The sequence below is a fragment of the Geomicrobium halophilum genome (genome assembly GCF_014207655.1).
Taxonomy (GTDB): domain Bacteria; phylum Bacillota; class Bacilli; order Bacillales; family Marinococcaceae; genus Geomicrobium; species Geomicrobium halophilum.
This window is the reverse complement of sequence record NZ_JACHHJ010000005.1, coordinates 169,831-188,014: the sequence shown is the minus strand read 5'-3', so window position 1 is coordinate 188,014 and position 18,184 is coordinate 169,831. Positions and strand designations below refer to the sequence as shown.

Genomic DNA, 18,184 nt, shown 5'->3' with positions numbered 1-18,184 from the left:
GCCCTTTCCCCAACCTTTTACTTATCCATCCTTTGATTTCTTCGCTGTTCTTCATCACCCAATATCTCTTTTAAATCATCTTGCACACTTTCCTCAGCTAATGGTGTGCCTGAACGATAAGCCGCTCGACAACACAGGTGCCCGGCAACAGGTGCCGTCAAAAACACGAAAACAATTCCTAACAATACACGGACATTGTAAAACCCCTCAAGCGCCCCAAAATAGATAAAAACGGCAACAAGCGTAGAAAGGACACCCAGTGTTGCGCTTTTTGTGGCTCCGTGTGAACGCGTGTAAATATCAGGCAAACGTAAGAGGCCTATAGCACTGAGAAGAATCATGGAAACGCCGATGATTAAAAGTACAGCAACGATGATTTCAATCACGCTTTCGCTCAATAACAGCACCTCTTTCTATAAACCTGGCAAATGCAACCGTCCCAATAAATGCCAGAATACCAAGTACTAAAATGGCCTCTAAGAATGCTTGTGTTTCTAAATAAATGGAAACAACTCCAATAAGCGCAATCATCATAATTCCAATAAGATCAAGGGCAATCACTCGATCCGCCATCGAAGGTCCCTGAATAGCGCGGTACAACCCTACAAGTATAGAAATAGCGAGCATAATAAGCATTACAAGAAGTACAGCATCAAACATTATCGAGTCACCTCCATAATCGCCCTTTCAAACCTTTCCTTGGATGAAAGAACCATATCACTGGAAATCGGTATATCCATCGCATGCATGTAAAAGGTCTGTCCATTCGGAGAAACTTCCATAACGACAGAGCCAGGTGTAAGCATTAAAAGCAAAGCTAAGGTCGTAATTTCCCAGTTGGATTTCAATTCTGTATCAAACTGAAAAATACCCGGATTAATATTGAGTTTCGGGCGTAAAATCTGCCCGATCACCACAACACTAGAATGAATTAATTCTTTATTAAATATAAGAAACAAAACGAATAATGCCCATACCCTTCGGAGGTAAAAGCTATGGTTGAACGAGCGTCTAAACATGAAAATCAGGCCCAACCCAAGGAGGTACCCTAAAGTAAACGTGGAGGCGCTCCAATCATTTTGCAGAAACATCCAAAGCACTGCAATGAAAATATTAATCAGTATTTGAAAAGGCATGTCCTCACCCCTCTTTAATCAGCGTTTCCCATAACGGCTTCAATATAAAGCTGTGGATTGCTTAGTCCCTCTTCCGCTTGCATTACATATACATTCGCCCATTCAGGCCCGAGTCCAAGGGCTACACTAAGCGCCGCCAAAATGGCACATGGGAACATTAATCCTCGTGTAGACATTTGCTCATCTTCCACGGATAACTGGTTTTCGCCCCAAAACCCATTCATAAATATTTTCATGACCGAGTAAAGGATCATTAAACTGGTCAAAAGCCCTACAGCGGCAACCACATAAAACCCTTCTTCAAGCGCTCCCTGCAATACGAGAAGTTTTCCAATAAAACCACTCAGCGGCGGCACGCCAGCTAAAGCAAATGCTGCCAGGAAAAACATCCATCCTAAAGAGGCATGGTTACGAATCATTCCACTCATTTCCCGTAGTTTATCCGTACCCGCTAATCCAATCATAACCCCGGCAAGTAAAAACAATAGAGCCTTCACGATCATGTCGTGAATCAAATAATAGATGGAACCGGCGATTGCAGTTTCTGTAAACACGGCTAGTCCAGCAACAATAAATCCAACTGCAATAATGACGTTATATCCTAATATTCTCCTAATATCCCAGTAAGCGACGGCTCCAATCCCACCGAGAATCATCGTCAGAATTCCCATCACGGCAATCAAATAGTGAGTAACTCCTGGTTCATGATAAAAGATGAGCGTAAACAATCGAAAAATCGCGTAAATCCCGACTTTCGTCAATAATGCCGCAAAAATTGCTGATATCGCCATCGGTGGAGCCCCATAGGACCCTGGTAGCCAAAAATACATTAATAGAGCTGCTTTCAACGCAAAAACAATGAGAAAAAAGATGGAGACAGTTGTGATTAGCCCATCCTGTCCTGTTTCAGCAACTCTCATCGATAAATGGGCAAAATTTAACGTCCCCGTAATCGCATAAAGATAGGCCAGAGCAACAAGAAAAAGCATAGAAGAGACAATGTTGATGAGAACATATTTTAATGCCTCACGAAGTTGAAGATTCGTTCCCCCAAGCGTAATTAATACATAAGAGGATAACAACATGACCTCAAAAAATACGAACAGATTAAAAAGGTCTCCAGTTAAAAATGATCCCATAACACCCGTGATCATAAAGAGTACAATGGGGTAAAAATAATGTTTTTCCCTCTCTTTTCCAATCGTTCGAAATGCGTACCAGAGACAACACAACGTAACGATGATGGTGGTAAATACAAGTAACAACGCAAACATATCAGCCACAATCGTAATCCCATATGGGGGAGCCCACCCCCCTAAATTTAATGTTTGTGTACCCTCATTCGATACTTGATGGATAAGAAAGAGAGTAGAAATGAATAAGGCGAGTAAAGAAATGATGGTAATATAACGCTGTATGAGCACTTGTTTGCTGAAAAATATAAGTAGAACCCCAGTAAATAAAGGGATAATTAATGGAAAAATAACTAGATTATTCATTGTTCGTGCCCCTTAGTTCCTCCATATCGTCCGTACCTAACTCTTTGTATGAGCGATACGCCAATACAAGGAAAAATCCCATCGTACCAAAGTTGATCACGATGGCCGTTAAAATCAGTGCTTGTGGCAAAGGATCGACATAATTGGTTATACCTTCCATACCCAAAAGAGGGGGGGCCCCCGTTTTCAATCCCGCCATTGTTAATAATAAAAGCAGTGCCCCGTGGCCCAAAATCGCTGTGCCGAGGACAATTCGTAATAAACTTTTGGCCAATACAAGGTAAGTACCTGCTGTAAATAGAATTCCTACAAGCACAGACATTAATATTTCCATATCTATACATCCTCACTGATACTAAGAATAATCGTCAGCGTCGCCCCAACAACCGCGAGAGTAACTCCAAGTTCAAACAAAACGGAAGTGGCAAGCTCAATCTCCCCGAAAAACGGAAAATCGACATATTCAAACGTATGGCTAAGAAACGGGTGCTGAAGGACAATCGCGCCGATCCCGGTGAGTAAAGAAAGGGCCATCCCTACACCCATTAATAGTTTGTAATCGAAGGGGAGCCCCTTGTGAATTAACTCAATATCAAAGGCTAAATATAAGAGGATGAGTGCCGAAGCAATCATCAGCCCTCCTATAAAACCCCCCCCTGGATCATGGTGGCCGGCAAAGAATAAATAAGCGGCAAACGTCAGGATGATAAAGACAGTGACAGTGGTCACGGTCTGCAAAATCACATCATTGGTTTTCATCCGAAGCCCTCCTTGCCAACCTCAGTTTGATTAAGGAATAGACCCCTAAACCTGCGATCGCGAGAACGAAAATTTCCAGTAGTGTATCAAATGCACGGAAATCCGCTAAAATCGCGTTCACCATATTCGACGCCCCGGCCAATTCATATCCACCTTCGTAGAAATCCGAGATTGCAGGAAACATACGATGGCCATTAGCAGACAATGCAATTAATGTGACGAGCGTACCTACGGCCAGTGCAATCACTAAGTTCATCACATTTAACCCATCGCCTTCGTCCCTCTGCCTTAATCGCGGGAGGTGATAAAAACATAGCAAATAAAGAGCTACCGATACGGTTTCGATCGCCAATTGAGTTAACGCTAAATCCGGTGCCCGTAAAACAACGAAGAATAAAGCGACGATATAACCAAGCACACCCACACCAATGACAGCCGTTAACCTGGACCGGGTAAGCACGACCATAGCAGCAGCACCCACAAGTACAGCAGCAAGGATCATTTCATACAGATTAATCGGGGCAACATTCGATACTTCGAAAGAAAAACCGTCGAGCAAAAATAACGATGCCCCAACAATCATGATTAGCAATACAAAAATGTAACGCAAATAATCCCTAACAAATCCTGTCATGTGCAAATCCGTTATTTTTCTTGAGCCGCTTTCCATTCTTTTTAAACCCGAGTTATATGCATTGGTGATGGTCATGGCTCTTGGCATATTGTTATAAAGCCACAGCCATTTCTTTAGTGTGAGATATAACAAAAGACCAATGACGACAATTCCAATCGTCATAAACAATTCCGGAACAAAGCCGTGCCATGCTTCGATATAAATATCAAACTGGCCTTCTAACGGCGGTAAGATCGAAGCCATCATCGGCTCCAGCGCATAATCTGCAAGCACGTTTGGAACGAAGAAAATCCCGATCACAAGTACAGAAAGAACCAGCGGTGGAAGCAACATCCCCCATGGTGCTTCGTGCGCTTCTTTCTCCAAACGTTCAGGTTGAAACTTCCCAAGGAACGTTTTGAATACAAGGATCAAACTGTATACAAACGTAAACACACTTGCCACCCAGGCAACAATCGGAATCAGCGCTCCGTAGGTTTCCATGTTAAAGATATCCAAACTTGCCGCGTTTAACGTCCCGGTAAAGAAAAGTTCTTTACTCAAAAATCCGTTAAATGGAGGCAAACCTGCCATTGATAAGCTTCCAATAATGGCAATGGTAAATGTAATCGGCATGATCGACATGAGGCCGCCAAGTTTGCGAAGATCACGCGTTCCTGTTTCATGGTCGACAATCCCCACAACCATAAATAAACTACCTTTAAAGGTCGAGTGGTTCACAAGATGAAAAACTGCAGCAAGAATCGCCGCTGAATGGAGTTGGGAGGTCTCCCCTCCTCCATAATAGAGAGCTGCTGATCCCATTCCTAAAAGGGACATAATAAGCCCTAGCTGGCTGATCGTTGAAAACGCTAATAGCGCTTTTAAATCCCGTTGCTTCACTGCAAGCAAGGAACCCCAGAATAATGTGATGAGTCCCACCGCTGTAACGATCCAGAACCATTCCATGGTCCCCCCAAAGATCGGGGTAAAACGGGCAACAAGATAAATCCCCGCCTTCACCATCGTCGCCGAATGCAAATAGGCACTAACAGGCGTCGGCGCTTCCATGGCATCAGGTAACCAGATATGGAATGGAAACTGGGCAGATTTCGTAAACGCCCCTAGCAATAGGAGGATCATCGTTGCAATAAACAAGTCATGCTGCACTAGCTGATCTGCCTGGGAGAGCAATTCGCGGATGCTAAAGGTGTTCCCCATAATATAGAACATAATAATAGCTGCAAGCATGGCAAAGCCGCCAAAGACAGTAATGAGCATTGATTTCTGTGCACCATAACGAGACTGTCTTCGTGCATACCAATATGCAATTAATAAGAAGGAAGAAATACTCGTCAATTCCCAGAACAGATAAAGAACAATCAAATTATCAGACAGGACAAGCCCGAGCATAGCTCCCATGAACATCATTAGATATACGTAAAAATTGTGGAGCGCTTCTCGAACCTTTGACAAATAATAAATGGAATAAAAAACAACTAAACTTCCAATTCCAGTGATCAATAACGCAAAAATAAGACCCAAACCATCAACATAAAGGCTAAAATGAATGTCCAAAGATGGAATCCATGGTAAGCTGTACATCGTTGTTTCGCCACCGGCAACCATGGGTATGTATGAAAGCAGATATGCAAAGATCCCTGCCGGAGCAGCCAACACAAACCAGCCGGTATGAATTTTTGGGAATTTTTTATATAAAACAGGAATGATCACCGCAAAAAGAAAAGGCAAAAGGATGAAAATATGTAACCAAGACAAAATCATAAACCTCCATTAAACAATTTTTCTTTTTAGCTGGTGTTACACATGCTTGTGTCCTATATGAATACCAATCATTACTATCCCCGATCCTACATATTTAAATACATAAGGATTGATACATGGAGAAAAAACGAGCTTGTACTCAAATCGTGCGTATCCTTGAATGACGATGGACAAGACATTCGTTGTACCATATCATTAATCTTTTAAGAGGTGTCCAAACGAGGGCTATTTCAAAGCGAATGTTGTATAAGAGGATGTTCAAAAAGTCCGGGAAAAATCGCTTCGTCGACTTGCTTCTGCGCGCTCCTGTATGAAAACCATATCCTCGAAAAAGAATACCGCTTTTTCGTCGTGCGAAGGAACACTTAAGAAGCGGTCAGCTGTCGATTTGCTCCTCGGCTCGTTTTGTCTTCCTTTTTGAACACGCACAAGGCCTAACGATTCTGCCCCTTTTTATGGGCACTTTGTGTTACTTCCCCGTTCATAAAGTGGGCAACGAGCCTAAGACCTGGTCATAAAAGCTAAAAATACGTTTCCTTTACACACAAATCAAGGTATGAGAAGGTCAATCGTCACTTTTTTCTGTCCTAGGAAAATGTATAAAAAATGAATCACTGACCTACCATTAGAATAGCTTAAATTCTGCCGCTAGCCTCCGTCATGATAAATACCTAAAAAGACTTGCAAAAAGAACAAATTTAGCATTGACAGCATAAAACAAACAGGAGTAAGCTATTAGGTGCATCAATTGAGAGGGAACCAATGTAACCCCGATTTCGTTAAGAGGTGAAGGCACAATGGATCAAATTCAGGCGAAAATGGATGAATGTATGCTAGTCTGCGTTTATTACGGTCCGAATGGAGAAAGGTTGATTAAAAGAGGGGCTAAAATAGCAGCAAAGCTCAATTGCCCGCTCTATATATTAACGGTAACCTCCGAAGATTCCGATGACCTCGACCATGATAAAAGTCAGTATATCGAGTATTGGCAATCACTGGCTGAAGAATATAACGCAACAGAGTTTATTATGAAAAGCAACGAAAAGCGTTCACCTTCTAAAGTCATCATTGACGTCGCTAAAGAAAAAGAGGTAACGCAATTGATCATTGGGCAAACGGCTAAGAGCCGCTGGAAAGAAATCACCCAGGGATCGCTCATCAATACACTGCTTAAAGAACTTCCGTTTGTTGACTTGCATATCATTGCCGTTACACGCGGATTAAGGAATTACGTAGAGGAACACTACGAAAAGGGCGTTCGTGCATATCTTGTCAAAGCTGAAGATGACAGCTACCGTCTCAGCTTCAACCATACAAATACCTGTGCATACGAAGGCATCTTTTTTAAGGAAATAGGCACCGACTTTAATAATGGTGTGTTTAAATTCATGAAAGACAACCGAATGATTGAAGTCCACGTCACTGATGATTATGTAAAAGATTTCCATCCGACATATACTGCACCTATCAATTCAAAATCCTAACCGCTGTTAGGTCATGCAACAACACCTAACCATCCTTGTGTTTGCCATTTCGTTTTATGGGGGTAAAACGGAATGGCTTTGTGTTGTTTGCTGTCGTCCTAAATTTTAAAACAACGGTCGCAACCATTCGATTGATGTGGTATCAAAACCCCTTATGTAATGCACCTGCTATAAAAAATCCTGTCACTTATCATATCACTTCTGGATTTAGAAGTAAAAAATTCTGCCCCTACCCAAAATTAGTTCAAACACTATTATGACATAAATGAGATTATCATATCTTGACAATTATATGAAAGAAATTCGATTTCAGCTGAAAGCTGAAAAATGTATCTTCTTGAGTAGAATCTACATTTGAAGAATTTATACCACACGTGATCTTCTTCCAAGCCATTCACCAAAAAGGAACTTCTTTTCCTTTAATAGCTCCTGCTGCCGCCCTGCCAATAAGACCCCACCCATAATAAAGCTTCAATGAATGATAGATTTATCGTTTACTCTACCCGATGATCTGAACCTGGCAACTATTATGAGAGTCAAATTATACAAAAAATGTTTATTACACAATAGGGAAAGGGAAGCGAACAAAATAAACTGTATGATCTATCGCAAGGCAGATTCCTTCCCCACTCCGGTATAAGGATCGCAATTTAATAATGTCTAGGAGGTTTTCATATGCCCCAAGGGAAGTATTTTAAGTTTGGCTACGCCATCGCTTTGCTCTTATTGATCGTTTATCTGGGTACGCTCGTTGACTTTATCTTTACACCGATTGTCATATTCTTACAAACCGTTTTTGCGCCAATCGCCCTCGCTGGGGTACTGTTCTATTTATTCCGTCCGATTGTGAAGATATTAAAACGTTGGATGCCAAGAAGTATCGCGATTTTACTGATATACTTAACGTTTATGGGCCTGGTTACACTCGCCGCTTTTCTGATCGGACCTGAAATTCAGGAACAATTCCAAAGCCTTGTGAATCGGGCACCGCAATTTTATACAGAAATGCAAGGCTGGTTAAATACCATTATACAAAGTGATCTTGTTCAAAATTTCCTAGAAGAACAAGACATTAATTTAGAAGAAATCGGTCAAACTGTGGGGAATTATATAACAAACTCTTTAGGCAATATCGGCAGTAACATTGCAGATATTGTCGGAACGCTTACGAGTGCGGTTATTGTTATCGTCCTAGTTCCGTTTGTTCTTTTTTATATGTTAAAAGAGGGGGAGAAAGCACCCCAGCAAATTCTACGTCTGTTACCACCAAAACAAGAAGATGAAGGAAAGCGTATCTTAAGCGATATGGATACAGCACTTGCTTCCTTTATCCAGGGGCAAATTATCGTCAGCTTTTGTGTAGGGGTTCTGGTTTATATTGCCTATTTGATTATTGGGGTTGATTACTCACTCGTTCTCGCGTTTATCGCGATGTTGACGAATTTAATTCCTTTTATAGGTCCTTGGATTGGAACAGCTCCCGGTGTTATCGTTGCTTTATTCGATTCATGGCTATCTGCATTATTGGTTGTGGGGGCAGTGGTCATTATCCAACAATTTGAGAGCATTTTCATTTCACCGCAAATTCATGGCCATCATTTAAAACTTCACCCGTTAACAGTCATTTTCGTTTTACTCGTTGCAGGAAACTTTGGTGGCTTTCTCGGTTTGCTTGTGGCCGTTCCTGCTTATGCTGTCGGTAAAGTGATCGTCAAGCATACGTACCGCCTTATTCGCTTGCGTTACCAAGAGAATGAAGATTAAAATGAGCCAAAAGCAGATGAAAGCTTTCCGCTGAATTTTTAGGTGATTGTGCCGAAATATTGGGACCTCCCGCCGAAAAGTAGGAAAGATGCATCGAATGCAGAGGCTGCCCTTTTGGGACAGCCCCTTCTTTTTATGAGGTTCAACCTCGCGATTTTACTCATTTCATTAAAGCCATTTATAAACCGCCCCCTATCTTAAACGTCCAAGCATTTCCATCATGACCGCATTTAGCTGAGCTCCAAGAAGAACATAAACGCAGTTAGAAAAAATCAAAGCATTCGACGATGAATAGTTCCAAAACTCCCAAGACCAGGGGAAGATCATTCCACTGGTTAAAATAAGAGAAGCCTATGTGAGGCCGCCTGCCAACCACTATCAGAGATAAAATTAAAATAACGCTACGCCATAGCACCCCAGCTCCTTTAATATTTATCTTTACGTAAGTTAAAAAAGCACCCGGGTGGGTGCATGCTGTTTTATCCATTGTTCTTATTTGTTACCAGAGTTCATTCCCCGTTATAATCTTGCAATCTTTTCTTCATGTATTCGTAAGTATTATCTATTAAGTCTACTTTGTATTCTTCGCATTTAGGAATGTTAAACCGGTAGGTTAGGACATAGCGATATTCAAGCAACGACGGGAACGTATGCTCATGTGGTGAAGGAACTTCGAGCCAAAGATGAGAAAAAAACGATTGAGGTATTCGTTTCGATGGGGTGATGTGTAAAATATGTGTAAAACGAAATCATTTTTTGTCGTTTCTGGACGTATCATTCATAAAATGAAAATTATCCACAAACGCTGATATGGCAACGTTTATGGGTGATCATAAATGTTTTTATCTTAACCCAAATTAACCTAATGGCGCCCTAGACAGGATTCGAACCTGTGACCTACAGCTTAGGAGGCTGTTGCTCTTCCTCTGAGCTACTAGGGCAAGACATCGTGACTCTTCACCCTATTTATTTTATCAAAATGTAGGGTGGCTGTCACGAATAGATACTTTTTACGTTTCAAATCTTAATGGATCATACGGGGATAAATCGAGTTCCATTTCTTTTCCTAAGGTATGGTCGCTTAGTACCTTTCCAACATAGGGGCCCATGGTTAACCCGGAAGGACCGAGGCCATTGGCAACACTTATATTTCCCAAGTGGTGAATTCGTCCGATGATTGGAATTTCATCAGGTGTTACCGGCCGAAAACCGATTCGAGTTTCAGAAAGCGTGCTATCTGCTAATTTCGGAGCGATGGAAAGTCCACTTTCCAATACTTCCTGAATTCCACCAGCCGTTTGTCTATAATCAAAGCCTGTTCCATTTTCACGGGAAGCGCCTACGACAACACGGGAATCATCAAAAGCCAACATGTAGTGACTTGTCGTCGGGAGCACGATCGGCCATTCCGAGGTGGCTGCACCCGGGATATGCAGATGGAGGATCTGCCCTCGTTGGGGCTCTATGGGCAGGGAGACACCAATGGAAGCAAGGGGTTCTGAAGCCCATGCGCCAGTAGCCATAATGACATGATCGGCGTAATGAAGTTTCTCTTCTACATAAACCCCCTGCACTTCTCGGCCCTTCGCATGCAGTTCAGCTTTTCCTTGAATAATGGTAGCTCCATGCTTTTCTGCTCCGCGCCTAAGAGCATCTCTCAACTGTCCTCCGTCAATCCTTGCCGCTCCTGAGAGGTGTACAGCACCTAAATGCTCCCCTAAAGGTGGAAACACCTTTCTTGCCTCTTTATTTGACAAACGGGCAATCTCCCCCACTTCCGGCGATTCTTGCCTGGATGCACGGGCACCCGCCTCAATCGCATCGAGCTCTGCTTCCTGATCGCTAACCGCAAGCGAACCTACACGCTTAAATCCCCAATCATCTTCTCCGTCTTCGCTTAACATGTCGATAAGCTGTTGATAGTAATGAGCACCACCCCGAGCCAATGTATACCATGCTTGATTTTCTTTTTTGCTTGAAATCCACGGACATACGATCCCGGCCCCAGCCGCTGTTGCCTGGCCCTTATGTCCTTGATCTATAAGCGTGACGTCCGTCCCTTCACGGGCGAGGTGATACGCTGTGCTCATTCCAACGATTCCACCACCAACAACGCTAACATTCAATGGCAAACACCTTCCTATAGGTTTATAGTTTTACGATGACCGGCCCCTTCTCACGAAAATAACACCATTCAGTAAAACCGATGGATTTCAACTTTTCACGAACGGCCTCTAAATCGTCGCCTACTCTTTGTGGATCGTGGGCATCCGAACCTAATGTAATCGGGACATTGTAATGAAAAGCCCGCTCTAACAGATCATCACCAGGATACCAGCCGCCACAATCTTTCATTTTTCCGGATGTATTGACTTCAATCGCTACATGATTTTTAGCGATCACCTTTAGTGCCTCGTCAACCTTGTTTGTCTTAAGATCCGCCATTTCCGGACAAAAACCTTTAATGGCATCAATATGGCCAAGGACTTGATAGCTCCCCGTCTGTGCCGATGCTGCAATTAAGTCATAGTAGGCTTCCTTCACTTTTAACATCTCACTGGCATCAGCGCTTTCCCAGCGGCTTTTATCAAAAATATTGCGGCCTAATGTGAAATGTACAGAACCTATAACATAATCAAAGGGATATTTTTGTAATTGCTGTTCATACGTATGTACATGATCAGGAAGAAAATCAGCTTCCACGCCGAGTAAAACTTCTATACGGTTCGCGTACTTTTTCTTTAACTGTAACACTTCTTCAACATATGCCGGAAATTCTAATTTTGCCATAGCGACTCCTGGAAGTTCCTGTTCTTTATCACTCCCAAAAAATGGAGCATGATCCGATATACCAATGGCATCCAGCCCTTGATCCAACGCTGCAATAACGTAATCTTCAATCTCTCCCACCGCATGCCCACACCGCTGATGGTGTGTATGCAAATCGAATTTCATTTGCATATCCTCTCCTCTCATCGAAAGTACACCTTTCTTTTTTATTTTACAGCGGGGGTTGATGAAGCTCAATATCGGCGACAATAAATGATACCAGCATGTCACTCACCTTGCAGGTGGCGTAGACATAAATTATTACTAGGAATCGTTTTTCTTTCTTCTTCCAAAAACGATAAAGCCTTGCTATGATGTAAGGTAGGCGAACGCATGAAGCGTGCCGTTTTCGAACAAAAAGGGTGAATGATTATGATGAACAAAGATCTTATCTACGAATCACTCATTCGTGCTTTGCCAAACGAATGTGTCCTTAAAGACGAACCACTTTCAAAATATACGCATACGAAAACAGGTGGGAAAGCGGATTTCCTCGTATTACCCCACACCTATGAAGAAGCAAGTGCAGTAACAAAATTAGCCTATGAATCAGAAATACCTCTCACAATGCTTGGCAATGGCTCTAACCTCATTGTTCGGGATGGCGGGATTCGGGGTATCGTCTTGCATTTTAAAAACTTGAGTAACATATCTGTGAAAGGGAATACCATTATCGCTCAAAGTGGAGCTGCCATTATTGATGTCTCCAGAACGGCTTTAAACCGTACACTCACAGGATTGGAATTCGCATGTGGTATTCCTGGTTCGGTTGGAGGGGCGCTAGTGATGAACGCAGGTGCCTATGGCGGGGAAGTTTCTGATGTTCTCATCAATGCAACCCTTTTAACGAACTCCGGGGAGATCATCACACTTGACAATGAAGAGTTGGATCTCTCCTACCGCAGCAGCATTATTACAAAAAAGAACTATATCGCTCTGGAAGCAGTATTCGGGCTCCAACCGGGTAAATATTCACCCATTAAAGCAAAAATGGATGAATTGACGTATTTACGAGAATCCAAGCAACCCCTGGAATATCCATCATGCGGAAGTGTCTTTAAGCGTCCGCCTAATCACTTTGCCGGGAAGCTCATTCAAGACAGCGGCCTGCAAAAAACGAGGATTGGCGGCGCTGAAGTATCAGGAAAGCATGCCGGGTTTATTGTCAATGTCGATGGTGCGACAGCGACGGATTATTTGTCCTTGATCCGTCACGTGCAGGAAACGGTCAAGCGTAATTTCAACGTCGATCTTCATACAGAAGTAAAAATTATTGGAGAAGATTGATCGTCTCAACCCATGCGTTTACCCCTTTCAACATACGGGAATAATCCCACAAAGATGAACAAATGAGGGAAAGGATGTTAAACGATGGGATATTATGTACAAAGTAAGGATCATGTCAACATATTTGTCGAAGATACAGGTAACGGTGAACCAGTGATCCTCATTCATGGATGGCCGCTGAACCACAAAATGTTTGAATACCAGTTGAATGCTTTAACAGAAAAAGGATATCGCTGTATTGTTCCCGATCTGCGAGGTTTTGGAAGATCTGGAAAACCAGCAACCGGTTATGGTTATGATCATATGGCAGATGATATCTACGCCATCGTTCGACAGCTAAATCTGGGCGACTTTCATTTAGCAGGCTTTTCCATGGGCGGAGCGATCGCGATTCGTTATGTTACCCGGTATAGCGGTCAAGGAGTGAAGAAACTGTTCTTATTAGGTGCTGCAGCTCCGTCATTTACAAGACGAGAGGGATATCCTTACGGCATGACCAAAGAAGAAGTGAACGACCTCATTCAATCTACGTATGAAGACCGCCCGGACATGCTCGCTGATTTTGGAGAAAACATGTTTGCCACTGACGTAAGTGACCCCTTCAATGAATGGTTCTTCCATTTAGGATTGGAGGCATCTGGCCATGGTACGATCAGGGCGGCAGAAGCATTGAGGGACGAAGACTTACGCTCCGAGTTCGACAACATTCAGACGAAAACATATATTTTTCATGGAAAACAGGATGAAATTTGTCCGTTCGATTTTGCCCGTATTTTACATGATGGCATTGCCGGCTCCGAATTAATTCCATTTGAAAAGAGCGGGCACGGCTTATTCTACGATCAGCGTGAAGCTTTCAACAAAACATTTTTGCAGTTTTTAAGAGACCAGTGACAACGACTTAACAGTGCCCTCTGTTTTCGCTTATAATTAAAGCGATACGAAAACTCCTAGCCACGGAGAGGGGATTTAACCATTGAACATTGGCTTCTTTTTATTACCAAAGCAGGAAGTAAAATATTTAAGCCCGGATTCAACCGTGCGACAAGCACTTGAAAAGATGCGTCACCACAGCTATACGGCAGCTCCCCTTGTGAATGAGGAAGGCCGATACGCTGGGACCGTTACTGAAGGCGATCTCCTTTGGCAGCTCGTTGAATACAAAGACCAGGGGTTTGAAGAAGCAATGAACAGCAGGTTAAAGGATATTAGCCTGCGAGTGAAAAACGTACCAATTTTCATTCATGCGCAAATGGAAGATCTCATCGCCCTGTCCGCTGACCAAAACTTCATTCCCGTCACCGATGACTCTGAATACTTCATTGGGATTGTGCGACGTCGCGACATTATAAAACATTGCTCCTCGCTTCTCTTTGATAAAAGTGAAACCTAAAAAAACCCCTCCACACGAGGGGCTTTTTATTGACAATTATTCGTTTTGATAGGTTTTTAAAATATTGTACAACTTCAGTGCATGGGTAATTTCCCCCTGTACTTTCAGTTGCCCAGTCATGTAAGCTGTTGTAGGGTTCCATTCACCGTCTAAGAGCTTGACAAAATTCTTCTCACTCATTTTCAACGTACAATCCGCTTCCCTAGGTATAGGGTTATTCTCTATTTCAACTTTGCCGTTCCCAAAGATGATTCCATAAAGCCCGTCTTGCTTTAAATCAAAATGATAGCGTCTTTCTAAATCTTGAATATGCTCGGGGTTCTCGTTCATCTTTGCTGCAAGTTGGTCCATTTTATCCTGAGTAGACATAGCACTCCCCTTTTATTCTTTTCCCTTGGCAATTGGATTGTCATCATAGGAAGACCAATCACTCCAACTTCCGGGATATAGTTTTACGTTTTCAAATCCTGCTTGTTTTAACGCAATAATATTCGAATTAGCGGAAACGCCGGAACCGCAATAAACAATCACAGCCTCTTTATCTTGAAGCGAGCGAAAGCGCTCCTTGAGCTCATCGGTTGTTTTCCACTTACCAACTGTAGAAACGTTACCTTTCCAGAACCAATTTTCTGCGCCTGGGATGTGGCCAGCTCTTTCTTCCGTTGGCTCTATCTCCCCGCTAAAGCGTTCAGGGGCCCGGGCATCCAGCACAGCTATGTCATCTTGTTCTTTTAATGTTTTAACCTCGTCCATATCCACTCGCATGTCGGGCTGTAATTGTGGTGTAAAGTTTGTTTGTACTGGCTGCGGTATTTCAGTACTCACCGGATATTCTTGGCGCTTCCACTCCGAATAGTTTTCATCGAGCAATAAGACCTGTTCATGACCCACATACGTAAGCAGCCACCATAAACGTCCAGCCATTGATCCGTGTTGATCATCATAAACAACCACATACTTATCCTGATGAATACCTGCTGCATTTAACACCGAAATAAAATCCTCGATGGCAGGTAAAGGATGCCTCCCCCCATGTGTCGATGCCGACCCGGAAAGATCCTTTTTCAAATCGAAATAAACAGCTCCTGGAATGTGGTCTTTACGATAAGCTTCCCAGCCTGCACCAGGATCACTGAGCTGAAAACGACAATCGGCGACGACAATGTCAGAATCATTAAGATGTTCATACAGCCACTCTTTCGTTACAATATATTCACCATTCATGTCCCACACCTCACTTTATTGATTGTGAATGTATAAGCATTCGAGAACCGAAGTCAAGAGAGCGCTACCCCCTACTCTAAGAAAAACGCTCGAATCTCTTGCCAGTTATTTACACGCACATAATTGGTCTCCTGTAAATTATGAGCAGCTGTAAACAATATTCCCTGCCCGACAAACCCTTCAAACTTATTCGGGTGGTCATCAATTAAATAATCAGCATGAATAATGCTTTTGTTTCCACAGAATACGAAGTTTTGATCATTTAAAAACGGAAAGTGTTCTTTCAACCATTCATATTTCGCCGTAAACGAGGTCGGATAATCCATCGCCGCTGTAGCAATAAAAATTTCATAGTGTTCGTGCAATTCTTGGATCACTTCCTGGCTTCCTTCGATTACCTCGAGGTCCCGAAAAAATGTCGGATCTTCTAAATAACCACAAATCTCGTCATGGAGATGGGGGCGCAGAAACTTTAACTTTGTGTTCTTTAGATCCTCAATCGTAAGCGTTTCCTCGTAATCACGGTTAAAGAGGGTTAAATGCTTCGGGATCAAGTCAGCGACAACTTCGTCCATATCAATGGCAATTCGTTTCATTGAAATCTCTCCTATCCTAATCGCTCCTTACATTCTTCATGGTATTCATACATGACAGTTCTTCATTCAAATTGATGGGGAAAATTTCCGAAAGGTTGCCCTGGAACTGATCTTAACAAAAAGATTTGCACAAATGATGAGCATTTTTCCCCGAACTCCTTAGCCGCAGCGCCGAATCATCGTGCCGTGCAGTGAATTCTCGGGTGATTCCACCGAACAACAAAGGATTGCGCTGAAAAATTGGTTCCTTCCGCCGAAAAGAAGGAAAAAAACATCGAATGCAGAAGCTGCCCTTTTGGGACAGCCCCTCCCCCTTCTAATTGCGAAGCTTATCCAAATGAGTGGCTGGTACGAGCCCTTCTTTTGCTGCGCGTTCTAAAAATGCTTCAATCGCTCCGTATCCTTCTTCACCCAATTCCTTTGTAAATTCATTCACATATAAATGGATATGGCTTTGTGCAACTTCATCATCCATTTCCTGAGCGTGTTTTTGCACGTACTCTTTAGAGGCCTCCGGGTGTTCCCATGCATAATCGACGGATTGCTTAATCCACTTCGTCAGTGCTTCACGGTCAAGAGGCCGGCGAACGATGATGGCGCCTAGGGGGATCGCGTAACCTGTATCTTTTTCCCACCAGTCTCCGAGATCGACGAGTTTGTTTAAGCCGTAATTTTGATATGTAAAACGGGCTTCGTGGATGACGAGACCTGCGTCTATTTCTCCGTTTTGTACCGCTGGCATAATGTCATGGAAAGGCATGACGACAATTTCACCCATCTCGCCTTTCACTTGTTGCGCCACCCAGAGTCGGAACAATAAATACGCGGTCGAACGTTCACTGGGGACAGCGATGCGTTTACCCTTCAAGAAACTCGGGTCCTTTTCATCCTCTGCCGTTAAGACAAGCGGTCCGCAGCCGCGCCCGAGGGCTCCTCCGCATGATAGTAACGCATAATCATCTAACACCCATGGTAATGCTGCAAAAGAAATTTTCATGACGTCATGATGATCGGGGTCACCGTCAATCGCCAAATGATTCGTCACATCAATGTCGGCATACGTAACGTCAAATTCAGGCGCACCATGCACGAAACCATGAGTAAGCGCGTGGAACACAAATGTATCATTTGGGCACGGTGAATAAGCGATTTTCATTCCAATACCTCCGCTATGCTCGCACTTGCTTTCTCAAGCTGCGCAAGCGCTTCTTTTATTTCCCATTTTCCTTTATCACGTGGTCCGATTTCATTCGATATGGCTCGGATTTCTAACACAGGCAGATTCTTCTCCTTCGCTGCCGTTGCTACACCGAAACCTTCCATGGCTTCCGCTTGTGCATAAGGAAATCTTTGCATAAGGGCAGCGGCCTTTTCTTCACTTCCTGTAACAGTTGAAAGTGTGAGAATGGATCCTGTCCGGACAACTTGATTTGCCTCAACTAATCTGGCAGAAAGTCTATCAACGGTTTGATGATCAGCATGAATGACGTTTGAGCCAAACCCAAGCTCATCAATGGGGATGAAGCCTTTTTGTGCATCAGCACCTAATTCAGCGGCAATGAGACGTTCACTGATGACGATATCTCCGATGCCGGCTCTTTTTTTGAATCCTCCCGCGATCCCTGCACTCATCACGAGATCATACTCAGTTTTTCCCAATACGAAAGCCGTTCGTGCCGCCGCCTTCGCAGGCCCTACCCCGGCAACGGCAACATCAATATTCAGCGTATTACCAATTCCGCCTATAACCGCCTCTTGTTCCGCTTCTACCGCGGTCATCATGAGTATTTTCAATCCTATTCTCTCCTTACAAGT

The 18,184-nt window shown here is 43.2% G+C and carries 19 protein-coding genes and 1 tRNA gene; 5 read left to right on the top strand and 15 right to left on the bottom strand.

Annotated features, from left to right (window positions below; all coding sequences use genetic code 11):
• Positions 1-17: 17 nt before the first annotated feature.
• The 7 genes from mnhG to HNR44_RS15580 are packed head-to-tail and all read right to left on the bottom strand — an operon-like array spanning position 18 to position 5,786.
• A complete protein-coding gene (gene mnhG, locus HNR44_RS15610) occupies positions 18-407 on the bottom strand; it encodes a monovalent cation/H(+) antiporter subunit G (RefSeq protein WP_425489461.1) in 390 nt (129 codons plus the stop codon).
• On the bottom strand, positions 379-660 hold the full coding sequence (locus tag HNR44_RS15605; RefSeq protein WP_184405270.1) for a Na(+)/H(+) antiporter subunit F1: 282 nt from the start codon (positions 658-660) through the stop codon (positions 379-381). The genes mnhG and HNR44_RS15605 overlap by 29 nt, the downstream gene beginning before the upstream one ends.
• Positions 660-1,136, bottom strand: a complete 477-nt coding sequence (locus tag HNR44_RS15600) for a Na+/H+ antiporter subunit E (protein ID WP_184405269.1) — start codon at positions 1,134-1,136, stop codon at positions 660-662. Before HNR44_RS15600 ends, HNR44_RS15605 begins: the two co-directional genes overlap by 1 nt.
• 14 nt (positions 1,137-1,150) lie before the next feature.
• Positions 1,151-2,635: a Na+/H+ antiporter subunit D gene (locus HNR44_RS15595; protein ID WP_184405268.1), complete on the bottom strand. Its 1,485-nt coding sequence runs from the start codon at positions 2,633-2,635 to the stop codon at positions 1,151-1,153.
• Entirely contained in the window at positions 2,628-2,969 is a 342-nt protein-coding gene (locus tag HNR44_RS15590) for a Na(+)/H(+) antiporter subunit C (RefSeq protein WP_184405267.1), read from the bottom strand. Before HNR44_RS15590 ends, HNR44_RS15595 begins: the two co-directional genes overlap by 8 nt.
• Before the next feature lie 2 nt (positions 2,970-2,971).
• A complete protein-coding gene (locus HNR44_RS15585) occupies positions 2,972-3,394 on the bottom strand; it encodes a Na(+)/H(+) antiporter subunit B (RefSeq protein WP_184405266.1) in 423 nt (140 codons plus the stop codon).
• Entirely contained in the window at positions 3,381-5,786 is a 2,406-nt protein-coding gene (locus HNR44_RS15580) for a Na+/H+ antiporter subunit A (protein ID WP_184405265.1), read from the bottom strand. The genes HNR44_RS15585 and HNR44_RS15580 overlap by 14 nt, the downstream gene beginning before the upstream one ends.
• 803 nt (positions 5,787-6,589) lie before the next feature.
• Here HNR44_RS15580 and HNR44_RS15575 point away from each other — a divergent pair.
• Entirely contained in the window at positions 6,590-7,276 is a 687-nt protein-coding gene (locus HNR44_RS15575) for a universal stress protein (RefSeq protein WP_184405264.1), read from the top strand.
• 675 nt (positions 7,277-7,951) lie between these two features.
• Positions 7,952-9,040, top strand: coding sequence for an AI-2E family transporter (locus HNR44_RS15570; protein WP_184405263.1), 1,089 nt, complete (start codon positions 7,952-7,954; stop codon positions 9,038-9,040).
• Positions 9,041-9,906: 866 nt separating this feature from the next.
• On the opposite strand, the gene HNR44_RS15565 is transcribed toward HNR44_RS15570, so the two are convergent.
• The 3 genes from HNR44_RS15565 to HNR44_RS15555 all read right to left on the bottom strand — a co-directional run bounded on the left by HNR44_RS15565 (position 9,907) and on the right by HNR44_RS15555 (position 11,995).
• Positions 9,907-9,981, bottom strand: a tRNA-Arg gene (locus tag HNR44_RS15565).
• A 69-nt stretch (positions 9,982-10,050) separates the two neighbouring features.
• Positions 10,051-11,166 carry an NAD(P)/FAD-dependent oxidoreductase gene (locus HNR44_RS15560; RefSeq protein WP_184405262.1) on the bottom strand — a complete coding sequence of 372 codons (1,116 nt, stop codon included), beginning with the start codon at positions 11,164-11,166 and terminating at the stop codon, positions 10,051-10,053.
• 22 nt (positions 11,167-11,188) lie between these two features.
• Positions 11,189-11,995: a histidinol-phosphatase gene (locus tag HNR44_RS15555; protein ID WP_184405358.1), complete on the bottom strand. Its 807-nt coding sequence runs from the start codon at positions 11,993-11,995 to the stop codon at positions 11,189-11,191.
• A 249-nt stretch (positions 11,996-12,244) separates the two neighbouring features.
• On the opposite strand from HNR44_RS15555, the gene murB reads away from it, so the two are divergent.
• The 3 genes from murB to HNR44_RS15540 all read left to right on the top strand — a co-directional run bounded on the left by murB (position 12,245) and on the right by HNR44_RS15540 (position 14,549).
• Positions 12,245-13,156 (top strand): UDP-N-acetylmuramate dehydrogenase, encoded by a 912-nt coding sequence (murB, locus tag HNR44_RS15550; RefSeq protein ID WP_184405357.1) that lies wholly within the window; start codon positions 12,245-12,247, stop codon positions 13,154-13,156.
• Between the two features lie 84 nt (positions 13,157-13,240).
• Positions 13,241-14,050 (top strand): alpha/beta fold hydrolase, encoded by an 810-nt coding sequence (locus tag HNR44_RS15545; protein ID WP_184405261.1) that lies wholly within the window; start codon positions 13,241-13,243, stop codon positions 14,048-14,050.
• An 82-nt stretch (positions 14,051-14,132) separates the two neighbouring features.
• Positions 14,133-14,549: a CBS domain-containing protein gene (locus HNR44_RS15540; protein ID WP_184405260.1), complete on the top strand. Its 417-nt coding sequence runs from the start codon at positions 14,133-14,135 to the stop codon at positions 14,547-14,549.
• 36 nt (positions 14,550-14,585) lie between these two features.
• On the opposite strand, the gene HNR44_RS15535 is transcribed toward HNR44_RS15540, so the two are convergent.
• The 5 genes from HNR44_RS15535 to HNR44_RS15515 form a co-directional block, all read right to left on the bottom strand.
• Positions 14,586-14,918, bottom strand: coding sequence for an SCP2 sterol-binding domain-containing protein (locus tag HNR44_RS15535; RefSeq protein ID WP_184405259.1), 333 nt, complete (start codon positions 14,916-14,918; stop codon positions 14,586-14,588).
• A gap of 12 nt (positions 14,919-14,930) precedes the next feature.
• Positions 14,931-15,773, bottom strand: coding sequence for a sulfurtransferase (locus HNR44_RS15530; RefSeq protein WP_184405258.1), 843 nt, complete (start codon positions 15,771-15,773; stop codon positions 14,931-14,933).
• A gap of 71 nt (positions 15,774-15,844) precedes the next feature.
• Positions 15,845-16,369 carry a 5' nucleotidase, NT5C type gene (locus HNR44_RS15525; RefSeq protein WP_184405257.1) on the bottom strand — a complete coding sequence of 175 codons (525 nt, stop codon included), beginning with the start codon at positions 16,367-16,369 and terminating at the stop codon, positions 15,845-15,847.
• 316 nt (positions 16,370-16,685) lie between these two features.
• A complete protein-coding gene (locus HNR44_RS15520) occupies positions 16,686-17,525 on the bottom strand; it encodes a 1,4-dihydroxy-6-naphtoate synthase (protein ID WP_184405256.1) in 840 nt (279 codons plus the stop codon).
• Positions 17,522-18,163 carry a futalosine hydrolase gene (locus tag HNR44_RS15515; RefSeq protein ID WP_246407556.1) on the bottom strand — a complete coding sequence of 214 codons (642 nt, stop codon included), beginning with the start codon at positions 18,161-18,163 and terminating at the stop codon, positions 17,522-17,524. The genes HNR44_RS15520 and HNR44_RS15515 overlap by 4 nt, the downstream gene beginning before the upstream one ends.
• Positions 18,164-18,184 lie beyond the last annotated feature (21 nt).

Excerpts from the sequence above, each read along its gene's own strand:
- HNR44_RS15595 (WP_184405268.1), bottom strand. The coding sequence starts at position 2,635 with ATGAATAATCTAGTTATTTTTCCATTAATTATCCCTTTATTTACTGGG.
- HNR44_RS15590 (WP_184405267.1), bottom strand. The coding sequence starts at position 2,969 with ATGGAAATATTAATGTCTGTGCTTGTAGGAATTCTATTTACAGCAGGT.
- HNR44_RS15605 (WP_184405270.1), bottom strand. The coding sequence starts at position 660 with ATGTTTGATGCTGTACTTCTTGTAATGCTTATTATGCTCGCTATTTCT.
- HNR44_RS15575 (WP_184405264.1), top strand. The coding sequence starts at position 6,590 with ATGGATCAAATTCAGGCGAAAATGGATGAATGTATGCTAGTCTGCGTT.
- HNR44_RS15570 (WP_184405263.1), top strand. The coding sequence starts at position 7,952 with ATGCCCCAAGGGAAGTATTTTAAGTTTGGCTACGCCATCGCTTTGCTC.
- HNR44_RS15555 (WP_184405358.1), bottom strand. The coding sequence starts at position 11,995 with ATGAAATTCGATTTGCATACACACCATCAGCGGTGTGGGCATGCGGTG.
- HNR44_RS15530 (WP_184405258.1), bottom strand. The coding sequence starts at position 15,773 with ATGAATGGTGAATATATTGTAACGAAAGAGTGGCTGTATGAACATCTT.
- HNR44_RS15535 (WP_184405259.1), bottom strand. The coding sequence starts at position 14,918 with ATGTCTACTCAGGATAAAATGGACCAACTTGCAGCAAAGATGAACGAG.
- HNR44_RS15600 (WP_184405269.1), bottom strand. The coding sequence starts at position 1,136 with ATGCCTTTTCAAATACTGATTAATATTTTCATTGCAGTGCTTTGGATG.
- HNR44_RS15545 (WP_184405261.1), top strand. The coding sequence starts at position 13,241 with ATGGGATATTATGTACAAAGTAAGGATCATGTCAACATATTTGTCGAA.
- HNR44_RS15525 (WP_184405257.1), bottom strand. The coding sequence starts at position 16,369 with ATGAAACGAATTGCCATTGATATGGACGAAGTTGTCGCTGACTTGATC.
- HNR44_RS15585 (WP_184405266.1), bottom strand. The coding sequence starts at position 3,394 with ATGAAAACCAATGATGTGATTTTGCAGACCGTGACCACTGTCACTGTC.
- HNR44_RS15520 (WP_184405256.1), bottom strand. The coding sequence starts at position 17,525 with ATGAAAATCGCTTATTCACCGTGCCCAAATGATACATTTGTGTTCCAC.
- murB (WP_184405357.1), top strand. The coding sequence starts at position 12,245 with ATGAACAAAGATCTTATCTACGAATCACTCATTCGTGCTTTGCCAAAC.